Here is a 26796-nt window from a genome sequence, read left to right as displayed (position 1 = left end):
GCATAGCAAATGATAAAACCCGGATTGAAAATCGGTATTGTTTTAACCCTGATATTGGTGCTGCCATCATTGTTCTTTTCTGCTTACGAAATCAGTAATTTAAGTAAGAACGAAGCCGTTATTGATTCCATTTACACAGGACAATTGGAGTCCATTTTGTTTTCATTGAATCAATATTCGGATGATGTGATGAGTGCCTGGGCCAACCGTTTGGAGCGTGAAACGGAAGACATCAGCACTTTGTTATCGAAAAATTACTCGATAGATGCCATAGGACTTAAAGATGTTGATGATTTTAATTTGTATGCGAAAGAGAAAATCCCTGAAGATAGTTTAGTCCGTTTGCATTCAATCCTTGAACTTGATTTTGCAGCCAATTTGAAAAAGATTGAGCAGCTGCAGCGCTATGTAAAAAGTGGGTATCGAAAAATTGAGGCTTTACCCAATTCATTAGCAGGCAAAAGCTTGTTTGCATTTGCATTGCAGAAGGATAGTTTATCTGTGAAAACAGTGCTGTTACTGGTGGATACCGATAAGTTTATTAGTGAAAATATGGGGCCAAAGATACAGTCGGTGGCCCAGGAACGTTTCTACATTTCTGTTTATAAAGACGAAACAGAAGAGGTATATGCCAATCATATTCAGGGAGACGAAGATAAAAATATCACCCAGAAGAAGGACATATGGTTGTTTCCCGGTTACCAGTTGGGCATTCAGATGCGAGGAAATACCATCGAAGATTTGGTAAGAGAAAGAACGCGCACCAATATCATTCTGCTGATTGTGATGGATATCATTTTACTACTGGCAGCCTGGTTTGTGTACAAGAATATCAGGAAACAGATCAGATTGAATCAGTTGAAAACAGAGTTTATTTCCAATGTTTCTCATGAGATCAGAACGCCATTGGCTTTGATTAATATGTACTCCGAAACCCTGGAAATGGGACGCATTCCGACCGAAGAGAAGAAGATGGAGTATTATAAGGTAATCAATACCGAAGCCAACCGTTTGTCGAGAATGGTGAATAAGATTCTGAACTTTAGTAGAATTGAGCGAGGTAAGAGAGAATATCACTTTATCAATACGAATTTGAATACCGAAATTGAGAACATCGTAGCCAATTACCAACAGCATTTCGATCAGAATGGTTTTGAGATTGAGCTACAATTGGCAGATCAGATACCGGATATCAAAGTAGACAAAGAGGCAGTTGCCGAAGCCATTATCAATTTAGTTGACAATGGAATGAAATACAGCGCTGATGTGAAGAAGATAGAGCTTATCACCTATATGGATGCAGATTGTGTTCGTGTGGATGTGAAGGATTATGGCATTGGAATTGAGAAGAAAGATCAGCCAATGGTATTCGATAAGTTTTACAGGGTTACCACGGGCAATTTGGCACACAAGGCAAAAGGATCTGGTATTGGCTTAAGCATTGTAAAACACATTATGGAAGCGCATCATGGTAAAGTTGAACTTGCAAGTGAGTTTGGAAAAGGATCTTGCTTTAGTTTGTTGTTTCCGGTAAAATAAACATTGAATAATTTCAAATCATATAGAAAATGTATCCCATTTTAATAGTAGAAGACGAACCCAGCATGTTAATGGGTTTAAAGGACAATTTAGAATTTGAATCGTACGAGGTGGATACGGCTGAAGATGGCGAAATTGGCCTGAACAAGATTTTGGAGAACAATTACAGCCTGGTTTTGCTGGATGTAATGCTTCCTAAAATTTCAGGATTCGACATCTGTAAAAAAGCAAGAGCTAAAGGCATTCAAACGCCAATTATCCTGCTTACGGCAAAGGGAGAAGAGATTGATAAGGTATTGGGTTTGGAGCTTGGTGCTGATGATTACATTACCAAACCATTTGGCTTGAGAGAGTTATTGGCCAGAATTCGTGCGGTTTTGCGCCGAACTCAGAATGTAACGGCTGGCAAAGAGGAGGAAAAAATAGAGCTTGGACGATTAAGTGTAGATTTCAAATCCTTCGAAGGCTTTGTTGATGGAGAAGAGGTAAAGATGTCTCATAAGGAAGTGGAAATTCTTCACTACCTGTGGAATCACAAGAATAAAACAGTTAGCAGAGATGATTTGTTGGATGAAGTTTGGGGAACCGAATATCAACCCACTTCAAGAACCATTGATAATTTTATATTGAAGCTGAGACAAAAAATAGAAGATGATCCAAATCATGCAAAAATTATTTTGACGGTACATGGTGTGGGATATCGATTGGTGAGCAATTAGCAATGTGCAATTAACAATGATCAATTATTACCAATTAAGGGGTAAAGTAAATGTATTGATTAGACAATGAAAATGCACCCTTCTGGCTGTCGCCTCCGCGATCCCGATTAATTCGGGACGGGATCTCCTAAAAGGGAAGAAATTGAAATTTTAGAGTATTAGATAAAAAAAACAGGCATGTATGGTAAGTGTTAGGTTGTCAATAGTATAAGTGTTAATTGATCATTGTTAATTGATAATTGTTCACAGTTGATGACAATTTATGACAATTGCTGATTTTGCTGTGACACTTATGATTTAAAGTAGCCCTAATTTTACATTAGAAATTTAAGATTAGAAAAGAACGGAAGGCGCGCGATTCCGATCTTCTAAAAATTTCTAAACGAAATGTAAAAACTAAAAAAAATAGGGTCATGAAAAGTTTAAAAATTACAATGCTTGTTTTAACATGTTTATTAACTGTTAATTTAGGAATGGCAATTACGCCTGAAACCAAAAAAATAGAAAAAGAGAAAAGCGCAGTTTTAAAGAAGATTCAAAAAGTTGCCAGCCATGTTAGTTTTACCGACTATGTAAGAAGTGGCGAAACAGAATTGATCGTATTGCGATGCACTGTAAATGAAAACAATGAAGTAGTGGTAAGTAAGGTGATCGGTTTTGATGAAGAACTAAAGGCGGCAATCCGCAAGAAGTTTGAAAACAAGAAGATCAGAACAAGTGCAGCATTAAGTGGTGAAGAATTGGCATTGCGATTGAAGTTTGCAATTCAGGAGAAGTAGAATTAAAAGAAGGAAATAGTGAATAGCAATATAAAAATATTGGGTTTGAATAAGATTTTGATACTTGTGATTATCATAGCATTCTCGGCGGGTAATGCACATGCCAAAGAATTGAAATCCTTGGTGAACCTGAAAGGATACTGGAAGTTTTCAATCGGGGATGATCCCCAGTGGGCCAGCCCCGATTACAACGATTCGAAATGGACGAAGGTATTTGTTCCTCAATCCTGGGAACAGAATGGATTTCAGAATTACAATGGATATGCATGGTATCGAAAAAACTTCACCATTACGCCTCCCAAATCGGCTCAGTATGTTTATTTGAACATGGGAAATATTGATGATGCCGACGAAGTGTATGTAAATGGGAGACTGGTAGGTGCAAGCGGGCAAATGGGCCCCTTGGCTCAAACGGCCCATGGCATTCCAAGAATGTATCCAATACCCAGGAACATTTTAAATAAAGAAGGCTCCAACCTGATTGCAGTTCGAGTTTTCGATGATTTCAATGAAGGTGGCATAACAGGAGGAGAGATTAACATTTCTTTCGATTCCGATCAGTTTAAAATGAATGTTGACCTTTCGGGATATTGGGATTTTGAAACCAGTAAAGAGGTGGATAAAAGCAATCGAAAGGTGATTACCTACCGCGAAGGAAAGATTTTTGTTCCAGGCTTTTGGGAAGCCAGGGGATACAATCAGCTAGACGGAAGAGCTGTTTATACCAAAACTTTTACCTATCCATCCAGCTTAAGTACCAACGGACAGGTGCTGTTTGCAGGGGTAATTGATGATGTGGATGAGGTATACTTGAATGGTGAAAAAATAGGATCGTCCAGTCAGTTGAGAAGAAAAAACAGAAGATATTCATACGTCTCTGATAACTATTTACTCAGAGCATACGATATTCCCGATAATTTATTGAATAGAGGAGGGGAGAATACCATAGAAATTATGGTGAGAGATCATACAGGACCAGGTGGAATTTACGATGGACCGATTGGAATTACAGATCGTGAAACGGCAAGTCCAATCATTAATAAATCAATGAAAGACAATCGAAGTTCATTCAAGAAATTCCTGGATTACTGGTTCGATTAATATTAAATTATCTGAATAATGATTCATACTTCAAACATATCATATCTGCGAAGCAAGTTAATCTTGATTCTGTTTCTTTTATTTGGTTCTGTGAGCATCAGTTCGGCCCAGGATCTAAAAAAGGTAATGGATTTAAGTCATCGCTGGAAATTTTCCATTGGCGATAAGCAAGAGTGGGCAAATCCTGAATTTAACGATTCAGACTGGGAGTGGATTGATGTTCCATCGGCATGGGAGAACAAGGGTTTCCATGGTTACGATGGCTTTGCCTGGTATCGCACAACTTTTAGTGCCCGACAATTGCCCGACAGACAAGCTTTGTATTTGCAATTGGGATATATCGATGATGTGCATGAGGTGTTTGTAAATGGAGTAAGAATCGGATTATCAGGGAAATTTCCACCTCGATTCTCAACGGCATACAATGTTTTCAGGAGCTATAAACTGCCTCCTGATTTGTTGCAAGAGACCAATACCATTGCGGTGCGTGTGTACGACGATGGAGGAGAAGGCGGGATTGTTCATGGAAACCTGGGCGTAATGATGGATGTTGATGCAGTTCCCCTGGATATTGACTTGAGCGGAAGCTGGAAGTTTAAAACAGGGCAGTATGCACATGAAAGTATCGATCAGATAGAAAGTTGGGATGACATTATTGTTCCGGGCAACTGGGAAGATCAGGGCTATAAAAACTATGATGGTTATGCATGCTATGCCTTGGAGTTTAAGTTGGAAGAGGAATTTGTAAAAGACAGAATGGTATTGGTTTTGGGAAAGATTGACGACATCGATCAGGTGTTTGTAAATGGCGTTCTGGTAGGACAGTCTGGTGAATTCAAACCACAAACCGTTCGCGACCGATCCAACTCATGGCAACAATTAAGAGGCTATTACCTGCCTACAAACCTATTAAGTGCCAGCGAAAAAAATACCATTGTGGTGCGTGTGTACGATGCCACACTAGGTGGAGGAATCTACTCGGGTTCCATAGGTCTAATTTCTCAGGATCATTACATCCAATATTGGAACAAGAGAAGGAATAAATGATGTTGGTGAAAATATGTCTTGCTACGCAATTTAAATCTTACGTTTCTAGTTGAGTGTTTCCCTTTTAGGGAATCCCGTCCCGAATAAGTCAGGATCGTGGGCCCGACAGGGAAAAGGGTGTAATAAGAAAAACTCAAATCACCTCACCTCAATCCTTTCCTTGAGGAGAGGAAGTTGGAACTGCCAAGAAAGGTTTAGGATTGCTAATTACTTGCATTACATTCCCCTTCTCATAAAGGAGAAGGGGTTAGGGGATGAGGTAATTCAAATTGCAAAATGATGTAACAAAACTCACCTCACCTCAATCCTCTCCTTATGGAGAGGAAGTAGAGCAAAGAATATGAGGGTGTAGGATATTTGAGGAGCTTTCTACGACAAAACCAACCATCCATTTCCGTCGCAATAAACAACCAACACCAATCAAAAAAGCCAGTTGCGACGATTACCCTTTGAACCCACTAACCCAGGGCGGCAGTCGTTTTCACTCCTTTCCCCTGGGCTAGAATGATCTTTACCTTTCAGGCAAATATTGGAACAAACGAAGAATTAATGATGTTGGTATAAATATGTCTAGCATCTCGAAGATGTTTGACATGTAAGGGAAGGCATGCGACGATACAGAACAACTTGAGGAAGACACAAAAAGTTGTGTTAATGACACAGCGACCTCTGTTTATGACACAGAAAAGTTCGGGGATGACACAAAAAGGTCCGTTTTCGACACAGAAGAACTCGGAGACGATAAAAAATAACTGTTCATTCCAACACTTGATGCCAGACCAAAGACCGATCCCGAAAAGAGCGAAAGCCGCGAGTATTACCTCTTTTTTGTAATGAAAGATGAGGTGGTTGGCCAAAAATCAAATATCGTAGAATTGGTGCTATAGCCCTTTAATACTTCCATGCAGAGGAAGAGGGTGTCCAAAAAGTTCAATAGTATTGTCATTCTGACTTAGCGAAGAATCTGTCCCTTTGATGAACAGATGTTTCATTTCATTCAACATGACATTGTATTCGATTGAACTTACTTTTTGGACCCCCTCTTTTTTTGTGCAACAAACCCACAAACATCAGCACAGGAATAAAGGATGTTTATTTCTCCTAAAAATTATTACTGTAAAATGTTTCGATTGAAGATAATTGTTTATAAATTTAACGGGGTAATCTGTATGAGGTGCACAATACATACCATATGGGTCAGTATTGTGCACCTTTAAGATAAAATATAAGAAAAATATGTGCACCAGTGCACATATTAGAAGTTGTGTGTAATTAAAACCAGATAGAAACCTTAAACGAAATATTTAAATGATTATAAATTTCATTGATTTTATCAACAAATACTGTCAACTCCTTTCATTAGAGATAAATAAGACTGAGGCAGCAGCTAAGAGGGACAAGTTACAGTCTGAAATATTAAAATTACTATATGGTTTTAAAGGAAAAATAAGAACAGTTAGAGAAATATCTTTACTCTTAGATGTAACAGATCAGACAGTTAGAAATAAGAAAGCTACAATGTTATCGGACTTAAGCTTAATTCTCAGCTCTGAAGAACAAAAGGAATTGTATGGTTATAATAAGGAAGAAATAGATTCCCTATTATTAGAGGTAAAGAAAAATAAGGTTTTATCAATAGACTACTTTGCTAAATTAATCAAGGAAAAGTATGATATTGACTTTGATGAATATATTGGACCGTTTTACTTGATATTTGATATTTATAATTTTACTGTACGAACTCCAATAACGCATTATTTAACTGATAACACTTTTATTTTTACAGATGAAAGTGTAGACATTAAGAACTTTATGGATATTGCATATGCAACTTATATTGAAGTTGAAGCAAATGTAATTCCCATAGAAGAGGATGATTTGATCATATCTGTCAAAAGTAAACTTAAAAATGCGAGTAACGAATTAATTCAATTGGCTTGTAATTCATTAAATGAAATTGAATCTATTGATATCAGAGGAATTAAATATTATCAAATAATTTTCCATAAACTTTCAGCTGCCAACGATATGGCTTATAGAATTCTATTTGCTAAAGGGGATAAAATGACTTTGTCCGAAATTCTAAAAGAAATTAATCATAAACTTATTAAAACACCAAGAAAAAGAATTTCAAAGGTCAGTCTTAACTCTCAAATGAATGGAGACAAGAAATTAATTCCACTTGGAAAATCTGGAGTTTGGACTTTAGAAGAATGGGGAGAAGAAAATCTTTCAATTTTTGAATTAATTACAAATACTTTAACGATTCACAATAAACCGCTTGAACGTGATTTCATAGTTAATAATATTAGGAAGGAGCGACCTTTTATTCCTGCAAAATCAATACACTCTTATTTATACAATAAGGATTATACCCAACTAAAGGATGGTAAATATATCTTAACTGAATGGAAAACATTATACAAGAAGCAACTTGCAAACAAGAAAAAGACTCAACGGGCAGAAAGAGAAAATATGGTTAAAGACCAAATTAAGCAGCAGATTGCAAATATGTTTAATGAAAACAACTTAGCTCAAATAAATTTAAATGTAATTAAAAATACACTACACCGGAAATATGGTTATCCAAAAGCATCCATATATAAATGCATTTCAGAAAATAATGAATTTGTATCAATTGAGACAAAAAGCAATAGAAAGATAGTAGAGATGAAGTTATCAAAAGAATCAAAAGAAAAACCAACAAAATCTACAAGTGTTTTTATTTCCTATAGCTGGGATAATGAAATATATAAAGAAAAAGTAATTTCCTTTGCAGACTTTTTAAGAAAGAAAGGATTTATAGCTGATTTAGATATAAAGCTGATGCAAGAGGAATCTGCTAAAGATTTTAATAAACTTATGCACGAAGGAATATTGAAGTATGATAAGGTAATTGTCCTGCTTTCTGACGTATATAAACAGAAAGCTGAAAATTTTGAAGGCGGAGTTGGTAAAGAGTATAGCTACATAATTAAAGACATTGTGAAAAATGAGAATAAATATGTTTTAGCTTCATTTGAAAACATAAACACCGAATCAATTTCTAGAATTGCACCAATTGAATTCTCGTCCAGGCATATTGTGGATCTACAGAAAGATGAAAATTCGAGCTTTAAGGTTCTATTTTCAAAATTAACAGACTCAAAAGAATATATCTTCAGTGATGTGGCTTCTGAAACTCCTGTTATTGATCCAAAGGAGATTAAACCATTTACATTAAAATAACTACACACAACATTTTGTATAAGTAATGGCAGGTAATGTGGTAAATATCAAGGCCTGTAACCCGCTTAAACATCTTAGTGATTTGACAGGAACTACCACGCAATCAGCCACTACTCATACAATTTACCGTTAGCTGTAATTTTGAAAAAACGAATATGACTACACCTAAAGATTTTCTTGAAAGACTTAAAATACATTTCAGGTATGAACCAGTTATTGAAGGTTCTGTAAGGAGTGATGAATTTTCAAAATTAACGCGAGTAGAAATTCAAAATTTTGAAAGTAGTATTAAAGAAAAGTATAAAAATTACAAAGTAGAAGACGATCATCTTGTAACAGACCTTTTTAATGATGTGCTATCAATTCTAACTCCAACAGAGCGAGATTCATTAACAAATGTGGCATTTGGAAAAATTTATAATACAAAGATGAATGCATTTTGCGCTAAAAGTCAAGATGGTTTAGACAATTATTGTATTGTAATAAACGAAGGGCTACTAATGTTACTGCACAAGTATGGAAAATTAGCAGTTGCAAGAGAAAACCCAGAGAATGTTTCGTTTTGCAATCGTGGCAAAACGTCGGACTTTACAAGTGAGACCTATGAAAGTTGGGCAAATGAATTGATTAATAACTACAAATATTATAAAGCTCCAGTTGGAGCAATGCTAAAATTAAAACCAGAAGGTACCGCTCAGCATGCGTTTTCACTTCATTTTCAGGAATTATTTGTACTATGCCATGAACTTGGTCATTTCCTCAATAAAGACTTAGAGAATAAGGAAAATCTGACCTATTTAATAGCGTCAGAAGCTGAAGTTATAGAAGAAAATAAGTATCACCAAATAGAATTTAATGCTGATTTATATGCGTTTGATTTAGTATCAAGAGTAGCAAAGCATAAGTATAATATTAATAGTAAATATATTCTTCCGTTTATTATAATACTATTTGATACTATGGCTATGATTAATCCAAATCAAGGGAAAAAACACCCTGGTGCAATTAATCGAATTATGAATATTGTAGAAAATCATTGGGGAAAAGACATTGCAGATGAATATCTTAAAACCTATGAAGATGTAACTACTATAAATGACTTTTTTAATAAAATATAAAAAACTACCCCGCTAGTGCGAGCTTGTAGCTCGTGTTTTGCGCAAGCAAAATAAGTCATTTGTAAAGAAAACTTAAGCGGGATTGTTTGGTTCTCATTAATTACTGCTAAAGCAGAATACGAGCTGCAAGCTCGCACTAGCATTGGGTAATACCCCTCGCTACCGCACGAATCCTTTCGTGTGGTATTGTGGATTGATTTTATAAAACCAAGTTTCCTACGACAGTAGGGATACCTTAAGGAATCATAAAACAAAAACATATGAAATACAGAATACAAAGCATTGTAATTGTCTGCTGTTTAGTGTTGATGGCCTGTACAACAAGCGAGAAAAAAAGTGAGAAAAAATGGGAACTGCCCAAAGGAGCTTTTCCCGTAGTTTACAAGGGACATTTGTACATTAAGGGGGAGGCCGATAGCATAAAGGGCAATTATGTTTTCGACACTGGAGCTTTCAATTTGTATTACGACAGTACCTACCATGCCAACAACAATTTTAAATACAATGAAACCTTTAATGCTTTGTTACCTGGAGCTGGTACCAAGCCACAGTCGGTTGTCGTAATTAAAGATTCAGTAAGCTTTACTTTTGCCAGTAATTTGTATAAAACATCAATTGTACCCATTCTTCAACTCAAACCAATATTAGGAGATATAGCGGATGGCATTTTGGGTATGGAATATTTTTACGATTCAGTTTTAGAAATCAACTACGAAAATGAGTACATGAAATGCTACTCAAGTATCGATTCTGTCAATTTACAGGGATGGTCGAAAATTAAATTGTCTAAGAAGAAAAATAGTCTTTATGTTCCTCTTCAAGTAATGGTAAACGATTCAATTACTGTATCGGGAGAATATTTAGTGGATTTTGGTTCAGGAGGAAGTGTAAGCTTTACCAGTAAGGTCGCGAACAAATTTAAATTACAAGATCAGATTAAAAATAAGGTGGCATACTATACAAAGTATGGGGGAGTTGGAGGTGAATCGTCAAGTTATGATTTTTTTGCACGCAAACTAATGATTGGGGATTTTGCTTTTGATGATGTGTTGATGAGTTTTAGCCTTGATAAATCAGGAGCAATGTCTTCGAGCAAACACCTTGGTTTGTTAGGGAATGATATCTATGATCGTTTTCATGTTATCATCGATTTTATAAACAATGATTTGTATTTAAAGCCAAATAAAAAATATACCGAAGCTTTTGTGTCATCAAGACTTGGTTTTTCGTTTGTTGATAGAGGACAAAGCTTGCAATCGTGGAATGTTACAGGTTTTTATGCCAATTCGGAAGCTGAAAAAAGCGGCTTAATGATAGATGATAAAATCCTTTCGGTAAATGGTGTAAGCGTTAAGGATATAAACTATGAAAGGCAAAGGTATTTCTTCGATGATATTGACGAACTGAATGTTAAAATCAAAAGAAAGAATGAAATTATGGACTTTAAGTTTAAATTGAAGCCGGTGATTACAAAGACTAGCGAGGGCTTATTGCTCTTGAATTAATACAAAAACCCAAAAATAAATAACACCCAATGAAAAAATTACAATTCATCGCTCTGGCAATACTCTTTGCATTGCAATTATCAGCACAACAAAAAGAAGAAGCTTACAACCTACAAACCCAAACAGGAGAACTTAAAGGCAGCTTGCTCTTGCCTGAAGGGGATCAAAAATTTCCTGTGGTACTAATGATTTCAGGTTCTGGTCCAACCGACAGGAATGGGAACAATGCCATGATGCAGAACAATTCTTTGAAAATGTTGGCAGAAGGCTTTTGTAAGAATTCCATTGCCAGTTTGCGTTTCGATAAAAGAGGAGTTGGCGAAAGTAAGGGAGCCATGATCAGTGAGGCAGATTTGCGTTTTGAGCATTACGTAAATGATGTGAAAGAGTGGATTACCAAATTGCAAAAGGATGGCAGGTTTTCAGAGGTGATTGTTTTGGGGCATAGCGAAGGATCTACAATTGGACTGATTGCAGTTCAGAATATGAAGGTGGACAAGTACATTTCTATTGCCGGTCCGGGATTTACGGCAGGCGATATCATCCGAAAGCAATTACAGGCACAGCCACCAGTTGTACTGCAACAGGCAGAACCCATACTGGCAAAATTGGAAAAAGGAGAATTGGTTGAGGATACTCCGCCCTTTTTGGCTGCCTTGTTCCGTGCAAGTGTTCAGCCTTATATGATATCCTGGATGAAGTATGATCCAAGTCTGGAAATCACAAAAATATCTTGTCCTGTTTTATTGGTGCAGGGAACCACAGATATTCAAGTTAAGGTAGAGGATGTAGAGGCCTTGGCAAAAGCAAATCCTAAAGCCCAAAAACTGATTGTTGAAGGGATGAATCATGTTTTGAAAGAAGCAGAAGCCGATAGAATGAAGAACTTTCAAACCTATAACAATCCCGAATTGCCATTGAAAACTGGACTGTTAGAGGAAATTGTGGAGTTTGTGAAGGAGTAGGGACTTGCTTTTGGTTTAATGATATTAGTTGGGGGAATCCTCATGTTTTAGTTAGAATATTCTAAACCTTTAAAAGTTAGATATAAAAAACGAAATACTTAATATGAAACAAATTATCACTTTAATTTTGCTGTTTTATTGTATAAATCAGGTTAGTTCTCAAAATTTGAATCACACAATTATTAATGATACTTTAAATAAATACCAAAGTATTAATGAAATACTTCAATTAGAAAAATTCAAGAACAAAGTAGTATATGTTGACATATGGTCTACGGGGTGTGTACATTGCATTAAAGAATTTGAATATGCAGCTAAGCTTAAAAAGCAAGTACGTAATGATTCCATTGAGTTTTTATATTTATGCGCAAGACATTATAATACAAGAAAGAGTAATGTTAGAAACATAAAGAATGAGAAGTTGTGGGAAAAATTAATTCACGAGAATAATTTAGAAGGAACACATATCCTAATGTCAAATGAATGCTATGTTGATGGTTATAGATATAAATTTGAGAATAAATATGAAGGAAATTTACATTGGGGATTTCCAATGTATATGCTAGTTGATAAGAATGGTGTGATTGTTAATTATGATGCTCCAAGACCTTCACAAGGAGAATCATTGTTGGTTGAAATCAATAAGTTATTATAATAATTTAATGGCTTGCGATTCGATAGCTATTCATTACTAAGCCGATAGATGCCGCTCGAATCCTTTCAAGTAGTAATGCAATAAACTAGCAGGAATGGATTGATTTTATCGAACTTCATTTTGTGCGGGAGAAGGCGGGGAATTCAAAGAGTATAATAATAAATATAACTACTTGTATTTATATGCAAGTTAAGGGGTAATAAGTAGATTAAACCAATATAGAAATGAGAAGAATTTTAATTTTCCTTATCACATACTTTTGTTTGCTAACAACAGCAAAATCACAAATTACCTGGGATGATACATTCACTCCTTTTGTTTCGGAATTGTTATCAACTGAAGCAAATTGGGAGAACAATTCTGACCTGTCTGCAATTGACAATTTGGTTCAGGACAAAAAGATCATTGCACTGGGAGAGGCTACCCATGGAACCAAGGAGTTTTTTACCACCAAACATCGATTGATTCAATATTTGGTAGAAGAACATGATTTTAGGGTATTTGTAATTGAAGATGGATATGCAAATACGCATTTGGTTAATGAGTTTGTAGCCGGAAAAAGCGAACTTTCTGTTGAAACCGTTTTGTCAAGAAGTTGGATGGGTGTTTGGAGAACTCAGGAAGTGCGTGATATGTTGTTATGGATGAAATCATTCAATGAAAATAGAAGTGATAGCGACAAAGTAAAAGTTTATGGATGTGATATGCAATGGGCTTCCAGTCCTTCCAAATTTATTCGTTCCGAATTAAAAAAATCAAATCTACTGGATGATGGTACAGAAAAGACTCTGGAGTATTTGATTAATTGCAACATAAGAAAGAAAATGAGCAAGCATGAGAAAAAAGAGGTGAAGCACTTACTTGCTCATTTGAACGAGATTGCCCTCAACTCTTCTAATGATCGTTTGAAGTTCAGCATCCGAGTGTTAGAGCAGTGTATGGATGTTCTGTGGACAAGTAAAATTACGGTTTCATTTTCAGGGAAACGAGATAGGTATATGGCCGAAAATTGTAGGAGAATTCATGAGCAAGAAGGAAGGAAAGTGATTGTTTGGGCTCACAACCAACACATAGCTGAGCATTCTGATAACAGTAAGCAAAAGCCAATGGGCGCACATTTAAAGGATTACTTTGGTGATCATTATTATACGTTTGGCTTTGGATTCTATACTGGAGAATATTTCGCATATGATCTTGAAAAAAAGAAAGTCTGCCCTTGCGATGCAGGTGTACCTAAAAGTGATTGTATTGATCGCACTTTTGCAGGTGCTCCTTATGAAAACTTTGTATTGAATCTTAAAAATAAAGAACTACCCGAAGAACTTGCAGCATTAGTTAATAGTACAAGCTGGTCTAGAAGGGCAGGAGCTGCATATGTAAAAGATAACAATTCCGATTTGAACTATTGCAAGCGAAAACTTTCTGAGGGGTATGATGCCTTAATATTTATTAGAAATTCCAGCGCTGTAAAAGCATTGCCTTATACGCCATAATCATAGAGATTTCTGGTGCGGTATTGTCGTAACAGAACCACGAGAGGAATCTTTCTGTAATCGCAGGCTCTCAAGATTTCTCAAAATGATTGACTTTGAATTATAAAACCTTAAAATGAATGATATGAATAGTAAGAAAGGCAATTTCTTTAACAAACCATCATTAAAACAAGTGATATTGTTTACAGGATTATGGATTTTATCAATGATACTACTTGTGATGGTAATTACTGATTTGTTTACAGAGCTTATTTGGCGAAAAGAGCATTTGATTATATACTTTTTAATGGTAAGCTCCACTTTATCAATTGCTAAGTTTTATGGTAATTATCGAAAAAATAATTCGTGAATAATTCCAATAACTATTGGAACCCGCAAATTTAAACCAAACTATTGACGTACATTAAAAACTAAAAGACATATGACCAAGAGAGACCTTTTTATTCTTCTAATTAAATTATTCGGACTTTTTTCACTTATAACTTCACTTTTTGCTTTTTTACCAAATAACATTTCATTTGCAATGATGCAAATTGATCTGTTTTCAATTGTATGGATTATAGTAGCAATTGCTGTTGTTGTTGGATTGTTTGTGGTATTAATATTCAAAGCTGATAAAGTGGTTCGGTTATTAAAGCTTGATCAAGGATTTGATGATGATAGAATCGAATTGGGAAATCTAAAAGCGAACGATATTGTTAAACTTGGAGCTTTTATTATTGGAGGATTTTTGATTATAGATAATATCCCAGCTTTTTTGAGTCATTCTCTTTTTGCATTTAAGAGTGATCTTATTGGATTTGAATACAGTATCCGAGAAAAATTCAATTGGGCGGTATGTGGATTGAATTTAATAATTGGGTTCTTGCTATTAACAAATTATGACTTTGTAGCTAAGTTGTTGAAAGTTAAGAAAACGGAAAATGAATGAAATGAGTTTGCCATATCATTTAATACTTCCAAGTTTAATTTCAATTTTGGTTTTGGGAATAATAGGCCTTAAAAGAAAAGTGTTATTTGCGAATAGAAACAGGAAATGGTTTTGGATAAGTGTTACTGTATTTTTTGGAATTTACCTTCTGATAGTTGGAGGAGCAACTGTTGTTGATATTTCAGCAGAACTGGCTCTGCAAAAATTTGACTTGAATGGAGATGGATTCTTTAGCAGAGAAGAAATTACACCTGAGCAAGAAGAAGCCATGCGAAACGTGATTTCTGATACAGGGAGGAATATTTCATTTATGACCGGACTTATTTTTTCTGGAATAATGGCATTTTTTGTATTTATTTTTGGTAGAATAAGTTGGAACATTAAGAGAACTGCCCAAGTATTAAAATAAATCCTCATGCTGATAGTAGTCATGGATTAAAAGAATTTATTGTGAATAATTACCGAATTAAAAAAGAGCACCATACAAGTAAGTGGGCTGGTGGAGAAACTACCGAATTGTATATTTATCCTGAAGACACTCAATACAAAAAAGGTGATTTCCTTTTCAGGATATCAAGTGCGACAGTAGAAATTGAAGAATCAGCATTTACGCCATTGCCGGGAGTTGATCGAATATTGATGGTGCTTGATGGGCAAATGAAACTGGAGCATGAAAATCATCATACCAAGCTTTTGGCAGACTTGGATTCGGATCATTTTAGTGGTGAATGGACCACTCTATCGAAAGGAAAATGTACCGATTTTAACCTGATGTGCAAATCGGGCAGCAAAGGCAATGTAAAAGGTTTTAATCTTATCGAAAATGCAGAACAGCAAATTGATATGGATGGTAAAATCAATTTCATTTTCCTTTATAAAGGATCCATTGAAATTAACGGGCACAGACTAAGTGATGGTGATATGCTCATTGTGGATTCTCCATCCTTAAATAATACCATTACAGCTAATCAAGAGAGTAAATTTGTGATGGTAAATATTATGCATGTGTAATATTTGAACAGAAGCTTTGCAATTGTTGATAAAATTAATTGTATGATATCTTGACTTTTAATCTATTAATTGTTAAGTTTATAATGTTCAATTTTTAATTTTGAGTAGTGTTAAAAAAGAAACAAATGTTTAAATCATTCAATTGAGCATTTGGGTTATTGTGTTAAAAGGTCGCTGGGGAGTGACCTTTTATTTTTTTAATATCAAGCCCCTGTTGGTTGGTGATACGATAGCACTCCATTATTAAAATTTCCTGAGATAGAATTCCCAGATTATAGAATAACAAATAGTTGATATAACATCATATTGATGTTATTTAAATATTATGCTGTGTTAGATGTAACCGCATAGATGCTTTATGCGTCATAATATGGAACTTAAATAACAATTAATATGAGAAAAAAGATATCTGTTTTTCTATTCCTATTCTGTTTGATCTATATGCAGGGAAATGCTCAAACCGACTCTATTACAATCTCGGGAATGGTAAGCAATTTTGAAGGTCATCCTGTTGACGGTGCTCTTGTAGAAATAAAACACTCGAATTTTAAAACTGCCTACGAAACCCTAACCGATGAGAATGGTCAGTATAGTTTAAAAGTTTCAAAAGGGAAGTACTTGGCTTTGGCTTCATTAAAAATGTCTGAGTATCCGGTTGCAGGATCAACTTTACCAAAAGAGGAACAAAGATTGGAATTTTGGGCGTGGAATCTTATCGCCGAGGAAGATATGTTTTTGAATATAAAATATGATAGACTTGAAGTGTATGGTGTAAATGTTTTTAGAGTGCAAGGGGCGCATCCAGGTTTCACCATTTATTGTAGACCTATGAGCCTAACAAGAGGTTTTTCTGAACCAGACAAAGATTTGGACTTCATAGATCTTTGTCCACCTCCAGAGGAACTGGAGGTAAATGTGAAGATAAATGGAAATCCTGTTAAAGTGAATATGAAGGAAAAAGTGAAAGAGTATGTTTCTAATGGGATTTGTTATGCTTATTTATTACATGTAGATCTGCCATCGGAAAAAGCAAATAAGAATTATGACATCTTTCATATAGAGATGACTGATTTAAAAAATGGAGATAAAGGAGAAGCTGTATACTTTAAAAAGAAAGACGACTATGAATAAGCCTGCATAAGATTTTGTATGAGCAATGGCAGAAAGCGATCAGGTTCCTGATCGTTAGCATGACTGTCATTGCTCATACCATCTAGGTTTAGACCTTGCTTGAATATTTTTTCTCTACATTTAGCAGGGGGTAGAAAATAATTCTCATGAACTGAAATATGGTCTAGTAAACTTTATTTGCTTGCATTTTTCTTCTCTTTTGTTCCTCCCGCAATCTTTTTCTTTCTTCCTTGCGAAGTTTACGTTTCATTTTCCTCTTGTCCTTTGCCAACATCGATTCACGTATATCATCTCCCATATCTATGGCAGATGTTGTATTGCTTCTGCTTGAGTTGTAGTCTTGAGCTTTAGTAACTCCCTGGTTAGGATCACCACCAACCGCTTCTATATTGTTGCTTCTACTGGAATTGTAATCTTGTGCTTTCAGAGTTTTCTTGTTATCATCATCTTCTTCTTTCTTGTCTTCTTTGGCAGAAGTTGTATTGCTTCGGCTCGAGTTGTAGTCTTGTGCTTTTGTAGCTCCCTGTTTAGGATCACCACCAACCGCTTCTATATTGTTGCTTCTACTTGAATTATAATCCTGAGCATCTACTGTTTTCTGTTCATCTTCTTCTTTCTTGTCTTCTTTGGCAGATGTTGTATTGCTTCTGCTCGAATTATAGTCTTGTGCTTTTGTAGCTCCCTGCTTAGGATCACCACCAACCGCTTCTATATTGTTGCTTCTACTTGAATTATAATCCTGAGCATCTACTGTTTTCTGTTCATCTTCTTCTTTCTTGTCTTCTTTGGCAGATGTTGTATTGCTTCTGCTCGAATTGTAATCCTGAGCTCTCGTACCGGATGTTTGACCAACATGACCACCACCACCGCTTATTCCCTGCTCATACATTGGGTTATTTCCTTGCTGTCCCGATTGCTCATACAAAGGATTGTTGTTTTGTCCTCTTTCCTGATACATGGGATTTTCTCCTTTATTTTGATTGCCTTGGTACAATGGATTAGAGCTTCTTACATTGGGATGATTGCCCATTTTTCCCATAGCGATACTTACACCAAAATTCACATTCAGGCTATTAAAATTGAAACTGCTGCTTGTAGTTGGAATTTCGCTTGCCAAATCAGGATCAATTCTTCCATCGGCACCTATGGCTTTCGAAATGTCTTTTGTGTAGAAGTTTACATCACCATTCAATGAAGTGGCATATTCACTACTTACAAACAATTGTATTCTCTTGCAAAGCTCGGTATTCACTTTTGCACCAATGCGCGCACTTAAAGCTTTAATGCTTTGCTGCTTCATACCTGAAGTCGTAATATCGGTATTGGGATGTTTTTGTGCAATTTCTGGTGTGCTGTTTACACTTAAACCTGTTCGTCCATATAATATTACCGATAGCTTATCGCTTCCAAAACTAAACTGAGGTCCCAGGTCGAAGCCTAGACTTCTGAATTGTCTGCGAGTGCCTTGTGTCTGTCCAAACTCTTCTTTAACGTTAAAGGAGGAATGCTTTACACCCATTGCCAATGATAGTTTGGGACAAAAACTCTTGCTAATTGACAATTCGTTATTGAATCCATCTTCAACAAGATCTTTAAAATCGCCATTCACTAAGCTGATTCCATTAACAATTTCTATAGAAAGATTTTGGTTTTGTCCATAAGTAAAATTCATGGCAATTAGACATAGCAAACAGGTGATGGCCTTTTTCATATCGAATACAATTGGTGGATAATTGATTAACTGGTATAAAAAAGATACGAAAAATTTAATAAAAGATAAATTAGTCTTTTATTGAAGGTTTAATTTCATGATGCATCTTCGAATTCGTATTGAACCGCTCACTGTTTGGCACAATATGTGTTATGTAAGCATGTTGAAAAATAAAAAACTCACACTAAAATACAACGCACATGAAGAGAGCTATTGTTATTCTATTTGCCATGTTTATTGGCTTTAATTTAAGTGCACAGGCCCAAAAGAATTTTATCGATCAGAACTACATAGAGGTAAAAGGGGTAGCGGAACTGGAAGTGGTTCCCAATGAAATTTATCTGAATATTGTTTTAAACGAGAAGGATACCAAAAACAAGGAGAGCATTGAACAGTTGGAACAAAAAATGTTTGTAGCTCTCGAAAAAGCAGGTGTAAGTCTTGAAAAACAACTTTCGGTTTCTGATTTCAGCAGCAATTTAAAGTTTCACTTTTTTAAAGGGGCAAATGTTCTCAAAGCAAAACAGTTTGAGCTTTTGCTTCACGATTCTCATACACTTGCGAAGGTATATGTAGAATTGGAAAAGATTAAGATCTCTAATATCAATATTATAAGGGTAGATCATTCTGAGATTGAAAAGTACCGTCAACAAGTGAAAGTAAATGCCATTAAAGCCGGAAAGGAAAAGGCTGTAGCATTAACCGAGGCCATTGGACAGAAAGTAGGCAAAGCCATTTACATTAACGAAAATGCTTCTCACTACAGAAATGATTATGCGAATTCTGCTATTCGAATTAGGGGAACTTCATCTTTGGCTAAAATGAAAACTCCTGCATTGGATTTCCAGAAGATAAAATTGGAATACTCGGTACAGCTGCGATTCGAGTTATTGTAAGATTTATCTACCAAAATATCTAACCATGGATTCTACAAGTTTAGAGAGAGAATGGAGGACTCGATTTAAATGTTGTGTTCCATGGTTTTTTGTTTTCAGGCATTGACTTTTTCTGAACATTTCTTCAATAAATGATTTTTTTGTTCTTTTGTGGTGAATTTTAATCAACGAAGAACAATGACCAAGATTTTATCATATATCCTAACTACAATATTCTACATTTTATTTTTCTTGCTACTTGTAATTTTTCATCCCATTCAGGTGATTAGTTTAAAGCTGTTTGGCTATAAGGCGCACAAGAATTCTGTTGATGTTCTTAATTTTTTTCTGATGCGATTGGTTGGTATTCTGGGGGTAAGAATTACCTACGAAGGGCGTGCAGAACTGCCTACTGATCGTCCTTTAATTATTGTATCAAACCACCAGGGAACCTACGATATCCCTCCAATTGTATGGATTTTTAGAAAGTATCACCCAAAGTTTATATCGAAGAAAGAGTTGGCTAAAAATATTCCAAGTGTATCTTACAATTTGCGTCATAGTGGTGCTGCTTTAATTGATAGAAGCAATAGGGCACAAGCAATTCCTGAGATTCATAAATTGGGTAAATTGATTGCCAAGAACAATTATGCTGCTTGTATTTTTCCAGAAGGAACCAGAAGCAAGACCGGGAAGATGAGAAAATTCAAATCGGGAGGTATCGAAACCCTTCTTAATGCTGCTCCGAATGCTTTAATTGTACCTTTTGCTGTTGATGGGAATTACAAGATAGAGCGCAGAGGGATGTTTCCTCTTTGCATTGGACAGAGAGTAAAATACAGCATTCTTGCTCCGATTGAAACGGAAGGAAAATCAGCTGTTGAGATTACAAATGAAGCTGAAAAAGTAATTCGTGAAAAGCTAAAACAATTGTAAAATGGCGACGAATTCAGGCAAAACAGCTTTGGTAGTTGAAGGAGGAGCCATGCGAGGCATTTTTGCCGCTGGTGTATTGGATGCTTTTATGGAACAATCTTTTCTTCCTTTTGATATGGTGATTGGAGTATCAGCCGGTTCGATTAATGCAGCTGCCTATTTGGCAAATCAGCATGGAAGGAATTATAAGGTTTTTACCGATTACTCCTTGCGACCTGAATACATCAGTTGGAAAAAATTCTTGCTGGGAGGTCATTTAATGGATCTGGATTGGTCGTGGGATATCACGGGAAGTGAATTACCCATTAATATTGATTTGCTTTTTGAAAAAAATATTGACTTCGAAATAGGAATTACCCTTAATGTAGATGGCAGTTCCAGGTTTATCAAGGCAACACCAGAGAATTTGAGTGATGTGATGAAGGCCAGTTGTTCTGTACCTTTGTTCTATCGAAATTTTCTGAAGGTAGATGGCGAAATTGTTGCAGATGGAGGAGTATCAGCACCCATTCCTGTTGAACGTGCCATTGAAAAGGGGGCCACTAAGATCATGGTCATCCGATCGAGAAAGAGTGATTATCGCATGAAGAATGGAAATGAAAACAAATTGTCTCGATTTCTGTTTAGAAAACATCCCGGCTTGACAAAAGCCATTCAAAAGCGCCCTGATATCTATAATCAAACCATTGAGTTGATCAATCATCCTCCGGCAGGAGTGGAAATTATTGATGTTTGTCCGACTGATTCTTTTTCTACCAAACGATTTACGCAGGATAAAGAGATTCTGGATAAAGATTACAGACTTGGCAAGGAGCAGGGAATTGAGGCTATCAAAAGATGGTAAAATTCAGTTATCAGTAGTGCTTGAATATCGAGCATCCCTAGCTTTGTTTACTGTTTACCGAAAAAAATCATATTATTTTAAAAAGTAGATTAAACCTTTTGGTGCTTTGTGTGTCTATACATCGACACAAAGTCATAATAGATGGATGTTTCATCGGGTAAATGTTAATAAATATCTAAAATCATAGATAATTGAATATTTATTCCCAAAGGAATAGTAAGTTTATTGTCGCAAAAGAAAATTTAACCTACTAACAAATGAACAAATTAACGCTATTGCTGGGCTTTCTATGCTTGGCAATGTTTTCAAAAGCAGTTGAACCTGTTGTAAAACCAGAAATTCAAGGGGGAATTATCAAAGGAGTTGTGAAAGATCAGGCATTGGAAACCCCGGTTGAATATGCAACTGTATCCGTTTACACCATGGCAGATTCAACTTTAATTGATGGTACCATTACCGACGCAAAAGGAGCTTTCTCCTTAAAGAAGTTAAAACCAGGAAGCTACTTTGTTGAAGTATCTTTTATAGGTTACAACAAAGCTGCAGTTAGAAATATTCCCATTAGCAAAAAACGCAAAGTAATTGATTTAAAAACGGTTTCTCTTCGTCAGTCTACCGAGGCTTTGGATGAGGTTACGGTTACAACAGAAAGAATTCCTGTACAATATCAAATCGATAAGAAGGTAATTCCTGTAAGTCGACAAATTACAGCGGCAAGTGGTAATGCAGTAGATGTATTGGAGAATGTTCCATCGGTTAGTGTAGATATAGAAGGAAATGTGAGTTTACGTGGAAGTTCAAACTTTACCGTATTGGTGGATGGCAAACCTTCTATCTTGGATGCTGCGGATATTTTAGAACAAATGCCTGCCAGCATGATTGAAAATATTGAGATTATTACCAACCCTTCTGCCAAGTACGATCCGGAAGGAACTGCGGGGATTATCAATGTAATTACCAAGAAGAATAAAGAATCAGGTTTAACCGGAGTGGTGAATGTAAATGTTGGAAGCCATGAAAACAACAGTGCCGATTTTCTTTTGAACTATCGCAAGAAGAATTGGAGTTTCAATTTTGGTTTGGATTATAGCAGAAGAGGTTTTGAAGGTTCAAACGAATCTGAAAATAGGACAGAAATTCAGGGAGTTACCAATTATCTTCTTTCTAGTGGTGATTCGGAACGTCGTCGTGATGGATATGGCTTTAAAACTGGGATAGATTACGATATCAATGAGAAAAACCAGTTGTCGTTTGCTTTTAGATATGGTACCAGAGATATGGAACGTAAATCTTACCTGGATTATACTGAATATGCTGAAGGAGAAACTCCTGCATTATATGATAGTAGAGACCTCTGGACTCGTGAAATGGATTTTATCAATTCAAGTTTGGCCTACACGAAAAAGTTCAAAGGAAAAGGTCATCAGTGGTTTACACAAGTGAGTATCTCGCGTAGAGGAAATGGAGATGAGGAGTCAATAAATGGCAGGTTCGATGAAAATGGTCAGGTTTCTGGTCAGCGCTCTACAGAAGAAGGACCAGGACAAAGGATAGAGATTCGCTCGGATTATACACTTCCTATGGGCAAGGATAGAAAGTTTGAGTTTGGATACCAGGGACAAATTCGTGCCAGCGATGCGGATACCAAAAGATTTGAATACAATACTACAACTGGGGAGTATGATTATCAGCCAGAATATAGTAATGATGTAGAGTATGATAGAAGTGTACATGGATTGTATACAACCTTTGCTGATAAAGTAGGGATTTTGGGTTACCAGTTGGGATTTAGAACTGAATTTACTGACCGAGAAGTAGATTACAGTGGTGAACTGGAGAAATTTAAGATTCATCGATGGGATTTCTTTCCAACTATCCATGCACAATTGGATTTGGGATCAAGAAATCAATTGATGGCAAGTTATGCCAGAAGAATTGACAGACCAAGAAGTTGGTATTTGGAACCATTCATTACCTGGACTGATGCTTATAATGTTCGTCAGGGAAATCCTGACTTGGATCCTGAATACATTGACTCATATGAGTTGGGATACATGAAGAGGTTTGGAGATCAGGCTGTGTCTATTGAATCATACTATAAGGTAACTCACAACAAAGTAGAGCGAATTAGAACGCCTTATCAGGAAAATGTAATGTTGAGTAGTGTTGCCAATGTTGGGAAAGATTATTCTTTTGGACTTGAAGTTACATTGAACTTGACTTTTGCGAAATGGTTTAAGAATGATTTGATTGGTAATGTATATCATTATAAGGAAGAGGGAAGTTTTGAAACGAAAAATGCATTTGGTGATGTTATAGTTCAAGATTTTTCTACTGAAAGTTTCAACTGGAGTTTGCGTAATAATTCAACCTTCATTTTGGATAAAAGAACAAGATTACAAATGAATATCAATTATCATTCTCCAACGGATTGGGCTCAGGGTGAACGTGCTGGATTCTTGACTACTTCATTGGCTTTGAGAAGAGATTTTTTCAAGAGAAAATTATCCGCAACTTTCCAGGTTCGCGATGTGTTGGGTACATTCAAACATGAAGCCGAGTACATGGGGGAAGGTTTTTACAACTTCAACAAGTTTGAAATGAATTCTCCAGTGTTTAGATTAAACTTGAGCTATAAGATTAACAACTACAAGCAAAAACGAGGAAGACGTTCGGTAAATGGTGTTGATGTTGAGGATTTTGAAATGTAGAACAAACTGATATAAAAAGAAACTCACGGATTAATTTTCGTGAGTTTTTTGTTTTATGCTATTTTGTGGTGATTAAAAAAAAATATGATGAAAGGGAAAGATATGAAATATATAGGAGCACACGTTAGTACAGCAGGAGGTGTTGAAAATGCACCCATAAATGCAAATAAAATAGGAGCTAAGGCATTTGCTTTGTTCACAAAGAATCAAAGACAGTGGAGTGCGAAACCATTCACAGAGAAGAATATTCAGGAATTTAAAGCAAACTGTGAAAAATATGCTTATGGTCCAGAGCAGATTCTTCCACATGATAGTTATCTGATCAATTTGGGGCATCCTGATCCTCTGGCATTGGAAAAATCACGAGCTGCCTTTTTGGATGAGATGCAAAGATGTGAGCAATTGGGATTGAATCGCCTGAACTTTCATCCTGGAAGTCATTTAAAGAAAGTATCGGTTGCTGAGTGTTTGGCTACCATTGCAGAATCGATAAATATTAGTTTGAACGAAACGAATGGTGTTTGTGCTGTAATCGAAAACACTGCTGGACAGGGAAGTAATTTGGGATTTACCTTCGAGCAAATTGCAGAAATCATCCATCAAGTGGAAGATAAAGAAAGGGTAGGCGTATGCATTGATACATGTCATGCTTTTACTGCAGGTTATGATATTTCTTCGGCAGAAGACTTTCAGAAAGTATTTGATGATTTTGAGAGAATCATAGGCTTTAACTACTTAAAGGGGATGCATTTGAATGATTCTAAAAAGGAATTGTCAACTCGAGTAGATCGTCACGAAGTAATTGGAAAAGGTTTTATCGGTTTGGATGCTTTTAAATACTTAATGAATGATAGCCGATTTGATGGAATTCCAATGGTTCTGGAAACACCAAATTCGGATAATTGGGCAGAGGAAATCAGCTTGCTTTACTCTCTAGTAAAATAGCTTTTCCGTTTTGGGTTGTTAATGGTGAATGAGTGTCGAAACAACAATAAATACTCCTGTAATGATATTGATTCCAATTACCACTTTTCTAAATTTTTCAGGTTCTACCTTGCCTGAGAATTTTGAACCCAAATGAGAACCAAAGAATAGAATCGGTAAGCAAAACAAAGCCAGATTTACCGATTCTGTTTCAATCATTCCTTTCATCACAAAAGCGGCAGTGGTAAAGAAAGAAGAGAATGTGCTGAACCAAGCAAAAACACCACGGAAGTGATCTTTGGAGTATCCTTTCCGATTCATGGCAATTACCAATGGAGGACCACCAACCGAAATACATGAACTAAGAACTCCACTTACAAAGCCAGCGAAAACAATTGGATATCTGCGAAAGCGTTTGGCCAATTGTACTTTGCCCAACATTCTAATGGAGAAAATGATGACCAAAATTCCAGTAATCAAGCGTAAGTTTTCGCTGCTTATAAATTCTAGGGCATAAACTCCCAGTGGAATTCCTCCCAAACTTGCTACAAACATTGGAATAAACAACTTTGCCTTTATCCTTTCTTGTAGTTTAAATAGAATGACAAGACTTGTTATCAGATTGAACAAACTCATTGCTGGAACCAAAACTTGCATAGGAAATAGCAATGAAAGAAAAGGAACAGCAAGCAGTGCAAATCCAAAACCAGTCATTCCTTTAATGAATGCCGCTGATAGAATTACAATGCTGCAAAGTACAATTTGAATAAGTGTTATATCATGCATTGTTTCGCAAGTTGTTCAGTCATTATCACTTGCAAAGTTAGTAGAAGCGCTGCATAATTACACTTGCTTATGGATGTTGTATAGCTTCTTTTAGAAATGGAAATAAAGTATGAATTTGAATGGCTATGTTCGTCATAAATAATTTGACAGAAATTGCTAAAAGAATAATTCCAAATACTTTGCGAAGAATATGAATTCCACCATCACCAAGTACTCTTTCTACAAGATTGGTTGATTTTAATACCATGTAAACAAAAGCCAGATTTAGAATAATGGCTGCCACAATGTTTTCCACAGCATACTCAGCGCGCAATGCCAAAACCGTTGTAAAGGATCCTGCACCTGCAACCAAAGGAAAAGCAATAGGAACGATTGAAACACCACTTGGACCATCGTATTTAATAATTTCAATTCCCATTACCATCTCAGCTCCCATAATAAATAGAATAATGGAACCAGCAATGGCGAAACTTGAAATGTCAACTCCGAATATTCCCAGAAGTTTTTCTCCAAGAAATGTGAAAATGATCAAGACGATTAAGGCTACCAAGGTTGCTTTTAAAGCTTCAATTCTTCCACCTTTTTTCTTTAAATCTAATATAATTGGGATAGATCCGATAATATCGATAACTGCAAAAAGTACCATAGAGGCGGAAACGATCTCAAGAAAATTTAGATTCATCGCAATAGAGTTTAATTGGTTAATAGTAAAATGTTAATGGTAAACTTACAATATTTTTATTATCAAGTTAGACTGAAAATGGAAAATATGTTGGAATACCTACAA

23 protein-coding genes are annotated in these 26796 nt (G+C 35.9%); 20 read left to right on the top strand and 3 right to left on the bottom strand.

The genetic code is table 11. The features are described from left to right. Positions 1-9 precede the first annotated feature (9 nt). The 15 genes from DF185_RS15675 to DF185_RS15600 all read left to right on the top strand — a co-directional run bounded on the left by DF185_RS15675 (position 10) and on the right by DF185_RS15600 (position 17222). Positions 10-1539, top strand: coding sequence for a sensor histidine kinase (locus DF185_RS15675; RefSeq protein WP_110361705.1), 1530 nt, complete (start codon positions 10-12; stop codon positions 1537-1539). Between the two features lie 29 nt (positions 1540-1568). Continuing rightward, positions 1569-2258, top strand: coding sequence for a response regulator transcription factor (locus DF185_RS15670; protein WP_110361704.1), 690 nt, complete (start codon positions 1569-1571; stop codon positions 2256-2258). 413 nt (positions 2259-2671) lie between these two features. Beyond that, positions 2672-3037 (top strand): hypothetical protein, encoded by a 366-nt coding sequence (locus tag DF185_RS15665; RefSeq protein ID WP_110361703.1) that lies wholly within the window; start codon positions 2672-2674, stop codon positions 3035-3037. 45 nt (positions 3038-3082) lie between these two features. Further along, complete coding sequence (locus DF185_RS15660; protein WP_165836048.1) at positions 3083-4138, top strand: beta galactosidase jelly roll domain-containing protein; 1056 nt, start codon at positions 3083-3085, stop codon at positions 4136-4138. 18 nt (positions 4139-4156) lie between these two features. Next, a complete protein-coding gene (locus DF185_RS15655; protein ID WP_110361701.1) occupies positions 4157-5185 on the top strand; it encodes a beta galactosidase jelly roll domain-containing protein in 1029 nt (342 codons plus the stop codon). 1308 nt (positions 5186-6493) lie between these two features. Continuing rightward, positions 6494-8413: an SEFIR domain-containing protein gene (locus DF185_RS15650; RefSeq protein WP_110361700.1), complete on the top strand. Its 1920-nt coding sequence runs from the start codon at positions 6494-6496 to the stop codon at positions 8411-8413. Between the two features lie 155 nt (positions 8414-8568). Next, on the top strand, positions 8569-9531 hold the full coding sequence (locus tag DF185_RS15645; protein WP_110361699.1) for a phage exclusion protein Lit family protein: 963 nt from the start codon (positions 8569-8571) through the stop codon (positions 9529-9531). A 260-nt stretch (positions 9532-9791) separates the two neighbouring features. Continuing rightward, positions 9792-11036 carry a PDZ domain-containing protein gene (locus DF185_RS15640; RefSeq protein ID WP_133250053.1) on the top strand — a complete coding sequence of 415 codons (1245 nt, stop codon included), beginning with the start codon at positions 9792-9794 and terminating at the stop codon, positions 11034-11036. 29 nt (positions 11037-11065) lie between these two features. Next, the gene (locus tag DF185_RS15635) at positions 11066-12001 is read left to right on the top strand and encodes an alpha/beta hydrolase (protein ID WP_110361697.1); all 936 of its coding nucleotides are present in this window, start codon (positions 11066-11068) and stop codon (positions 11999-12001) included. 103 nt (positions 12002-12104) lie between these two features. Further along, positions 12105-12656 carry a TlpA family protein disulfide reductase gene (locus DF185_RS15630; protein ID WP_110361696.1) on the top strand — a complete coding sequence of 184 codons (552 nt, stop codon included), beginning with the start codon at positions 12105-12107 and terminating at the stop codon, positions 12654-12656. 224 nt (positions 12657-12880) lie between these two features. Further along, a complete protein-coding gene (locus tag DF185_RS15625) occupies positions 12881-14149 on the top strand; it encodes an erythromycin esterase family protein (RefSeq protein WP_110361695.1) in 1269 nt (422 codons plus the stop codon). A 523-nt stretch (positions 14150-14672) separates the two neighbouring features. Continuing rightward, complete coding sequence (locus tag DF185_RS15615; RefSeq protein ID WP_133250052.1) at positions 14673-15080, top strand: hypothetical protein; 408 nt, start codon at positions 14673-14675, stop codon at positions 15078-15080. Further along, positions 15073-15489 (top strand): hypothetical protein, encoded by a 417-nt coding sequence (locus tag DF185_RS15610; RefSeq protein ID WP_110361692.1) that lies wholly within the window; start codon positions 15073-15075, stop codon positions 15487-15489. Before DF185_RS15615 ends, DF185_RS15610 begins: the two co-directional genes overlap by 8 nt. Positions 15490-15530: 41 nt before the next feature. Continuing rightward, complete coding sequence (locus DF185_RS15605) at positions 15531-16091, top strand: HutD/Ves family protein (protein ID WP_165836047.1); 561 nt, start codon at positions 15531-15533, stop codon at positions 16089-16091. A 393-nt stretch (positions 16092-16484) separates the two neighbouring features. Then, a complete protein-coding gene (locus tag DF185_RS15600) occupies positions 16485-17222 on the top strand; it encodes a carboxypeptidase-like regulatory domain-containing protein (RefSeq protein ID WP_110361690.1) in 738 nt (245 codons plus the stop codon). A gap of 163 nt (positions 17223-17385) precedes the next feature. Here the strand turns inward: DF185_RS15600 and DF185_RS15595 are convergent, their stop codons facing one another. After that, a complete protein-coding gene (locus DF185_RS15595; RefSeq protein ID WP_110361689.1) occupies positions 17386-18933 on the bottom strand; it encodes a hypothetical protein in 1548 nt (515 codons plus the stop codon). Between the two features lie 200 nt (positions 18934-19133). Between DF185_RS15595 and DF185_RS15590 the strand changes: the two genes are divergently transcribed. The 5 genes from DF185_RS15590 (at position 19134) to nfo (ending at position 25244) form a co-directional block, all read left to right on the top strand. Further along, positions 19134-19829, top strand: a complete 696-nt coding sequence (locus DF185_RS15590; protein ID WP_110361688.1) for an SIMPL domain-containing protein — start codon at positions 19134-19136, stop codon at positions 19827-19829. A gap of 177 nt (positions 19830-20006) precedes the next feature. Next, positions 20007-20744: a lysophospholipid acyltransferase family protein gene (locus tag DF185_RS15585; protein ID WP_110361687.1), complete on the top strand. Its 738-nt coding sequence runs from the start codon at positions 20007-20009 to the stop codon at positions 20742-20744. A 1-nt stretch (position 20745) separates the two neighbouring features. Further along, the gene (locus DF185_RS15580; RefSeq protein ID WP_110361686.1) at positions 20746-21588 is read left to right on the top strand and encodes a patatin-like phospholipase family protein; all 843 of its coding nucleotides are present in this window, start codon (positions 20746-20748) and stop codon (positions 21586-21588) included. Between the two features lie 257 nt (positions 21589-21845). After that, complete coding sequence (locus tag DF185_RS15575) at positions 21846-24299, top strand: TonB-dependent receptor (protein ID WP_110361685.1); 2454 nt, start codon at positions 21846-21848, stop codon at positions 24297-24299. An 87-nt stretch (positions 24300-24386) separates the two neighbouring features. Continuing rightward, positions 24387-25244 (top strand): deoxyribonuclease IV, encoded by an 858-nt coding sequence (nfo, locus tag DF185_RS15570; protein WP_207784672.1) that lies wholly within the window; start codon positions 24387-24389, stop codon positions 25242-25244. 18 nt (positions 25245-25262) lie between these two features. Here nfo and DF185_RS15565 read toward each other — a convergent pair whose 3' ends face one another. After that, entirely contained in the window at positions 25263-26009 is a 747-nt protein-coding gene (locus DF185_RS15565; RefSeq protein ID WP_110361684.1) for a sulfite exporter TauE/SafE family protein, read from the bottom strand. A 67-nt stretch (positions 26010-26076) separates the two neighbouring features. Next, positions 26077-26691 (bottom strand): MarC family protein, encoded by a 615-nt coding sequence (locus tag DF185_RS15560; protein ID WP_110361683.1) that lies wholly within the window; start codon positions 26689-26691, stop codon positions 26077-26079. Positions 26692-26796 lie beyond the last annotated feature (105 nt).

Source organism: Marinifilum breve, from assembly GCF_003202155.1.
Lineage (GTDB): Bacteria > Bacteroidota > Bacteroidia > Bacteroidales > Marinifilaceae > Marinifilum > Marinifilum breve.
The sequence above is the reverse complement of the archived record's forward strand: the minus strand, read 5'-3'. Positions and strand labels throughout refer to the sequence as shown.